The following is a 2,342-nucleotide window of genomic DNA, read 5'->3' as shown; positions in this document are numbered from 1 at the left end:
GTTCGTCGAAGATGCATGCCCAGAGGGCTCGGGGGAGGTCCTGAGACGGCTTGCGGCGCAGGATCCGCGGGTGGCCGTCCTAGCGCTGCCCCGCAACGTCGGCCAGGCGCGGGCGATCTGGATCGGGCTCCATGAAGTCCGAGGACACTGGACCGTGATTATGGACGCGGACCTTCAGGATCCTCCTGAGGCGATTCCGGTATTGATGGAGGCGATGGCCCGGGGGAACGGGCGGATCGCCGTGGTGTTCGCCGGGCGCCGGGGACGCTATGAGCCGTGGGGGCGCTGGCTGAGCGGCTGGCTGTTCCGTCGGTTGCGGGGCTGGCTATGCGGCATCCCGGGCGATGCCGGGGGATTCGGGGTCCTGGACCGTCGGGCCGTGCAGGCCGTTCTCTCGTGGGACGTGCCAGTGCCCCAGTGGCCGGTCCTCGTTGGATGCGCGGGCCTGCCAGTAGTCTCCATCCCGGTGCCGCGCGCCGTGCGTCCGGCCGGCTCCTCTGCATATACCGGCGGGATGCGCTGGCGGCTGGCCTGGGGGACGCTGTGGATGATCCTGGAGCTTCGACGGCGTCCGGAACGCTGGAGCCGGCCGCATGGGGCCTGGCATCTCCCGCCCGACATCCAGCGATGGGGGGCCCGGTTCGAGGCGGCAGGTCTCCCAGATGCGTAACCCATCTTCCAGTCACTAGGTCGGGAGCTTACATATGGCAAGATCGCGGAAGCCTCAAGAAGATCCCATCGAGGCCTATAACCGTCTACAGCGGGAATATTTGGGACGGCGAATTCAGTCCACCATGTATCCGAAACGAACCCCATATGTGCTTCGCCAGATTGAGGAGGTGATCCGTTTCGGAGAGTTCCAGCCGGGCGAGCGCGTGCTGGACGTCAGATGCGGGATGGGGCGCCACGCTTTTCTGCTGGTGGAGCGGGGGTTCCAGGTGGAAGGCCTCGACCTCTCCCCTTTCCTCATTGAGCGCATGCGAGAATTCGATGGCGGGCGCTATAACATTCCGGTTTACTGTGCGGACATCCATCAGCCTCCCGAAGAGCTCTATGGGCGCTATGATGCATAGTGGGCGTTTTCGTCCTCCATCACTAGGCCGACCTTCACAAGGCCTTCGCCGCGATGGGGCGATTGCTTTGGCCGGGCGGTCGGGGGGTGTTCCGGGAGCCCAACCCCTACAACTCCAGTTGTTTCGGGGGAAACGGCCATGAGACGGACGATTCGGCAGGTTGGGATCTTCCTTGGATTGTTCCTGGTCAGCTTTTACCTGGCGATCGCCGCGGGGATCAACCGGGGGGACGAGGCATGGTTCCTTCAGGTGCTGCGGCGCGTCGCGGCCGGGGAGCGTCTGTATGGCGACGTGTTTTACGGCGCGGGCCCCGTGGCCGTTTACGTGGCCCTTCCCGGGATCTATCTATTCGGCGTTGAGGTCATCGTGGTCAAGGCGGTGGTGGCCGGAGGATACGCGGCAGCGCTGCTACTGGGCGCTCGAGCCCTCCAGCGGCTGGGGGTGCCCCTCGGATTCCGCCTGCTGTTCCTCGCCGCCAATCTCATCCTGGCTCCTCCGCCAGCTGCGGCCACCTATCAGACCCTGGCGAACACCTTCCTGATGGCGGCCTTCGATGCGACCATCGCGGCGCAGCGCAGCCGCCTGCCGGCGCGTCGAGCGGCCCGGCAACGCTTGGCGGGGGCCTGGGCCGGACTGGCCTTCGCCACTAAGCAGAATATCGGCGGCTACGCCCTGATCGCCGCCCTGCTCGCCATCGCGCTGGAGTCGACCAGAGGAGAGCGGTGGCAGCAAATCGCAGGGACAATCGGAGCCTTTCTCCTGGCCGGCCTGCTCCCGTTCCTGCCCGTGGTCCTCGAGGGAAGTCTTCCCCAGTTCATCGATTACGGCCTGACCAACAAGACCACCTACCTGCAATTGTCTGGCATCCCGTATCACGAAGGGATCCAGTCCTTCATCCAGGGGTTGCGCTCCCTCTCCCTTCGTTCCACCACCGAGCAGGTGCTTGGGGTGGTGAAGTTTTCAGCCTTTCTTCTTCCCTTCGTGCTCCTGGCTATGGGTCTGGCCCTGTTCCCCGGGCTGGATGCGGAGCAACGGCGAAGGGGGAGCATGGTCGCGCTGTTCGCGGGGGCGGCCTTTCTGGGCGTCTTCCCCCGTGCGGATTACGCCCATCTGATCTATGCGGTGCCCGCGTTGTTGGTGATGGGCATGTGGATGCTGGCGGAAGGCTGGACGCGGCTGGGGGATCGATGGGGAAGGGGATTCCGATGGGGGACCGCAAGCCTCGTGGCCATCGGCGTGATCGGGCTGCTAACGGCGGTTCTCGTCCGG

Annotated in this window: 3 protein-coding genes; all 3 read left to right on the top strand. The window is 65.3% G+C overall.

All coding sequences use genetic code 11. From position 1 onward, the window contains the following. Positions 1-670 (top strand): glycosyltransferase (locus NZM16_RS08175; RefSeq protein ID WP_295479837.1); only part of this gene is annotated, 670 nt, incomplete at its 5' end. Positions 671-704: 34 nt separating this feature from the next. Beyond that, positions 705-1,073 (top strand): class I SAM-dependent methyltransferase, encoded by a 369-nt coding sequence (locus NZM16_RS08170; protein WP_295479835.1) that lies wholly within the window; start codon positions 705-707, stop codon positions 1,071-1,073. Positions 1,074-1,211: 138 nt separating this feature from the next. Then, positions 1,212-2,342 (top strand): hypothetical protein (locus NZM16_RS08165; RefSeq protein WP_295479833.1); only part of this gene is annotated, 1,131 nt, incomplete at its 3' end.

The sequence above is a fragment of the Thermoflexus sp. genome, from assembly GCF_025055495.1.
Classification (GTDB): domain Bacteria; phylum Chloroflexota; class Anaerolineae; order Thermoflexales; family Thermoflexaceae; genus Thermoflexus.
The sequence above is the reverse complement of the archived record's forward strand: the minus strand, read 5'-3'. Positions and strand labels throughout refer to the sequence as shown.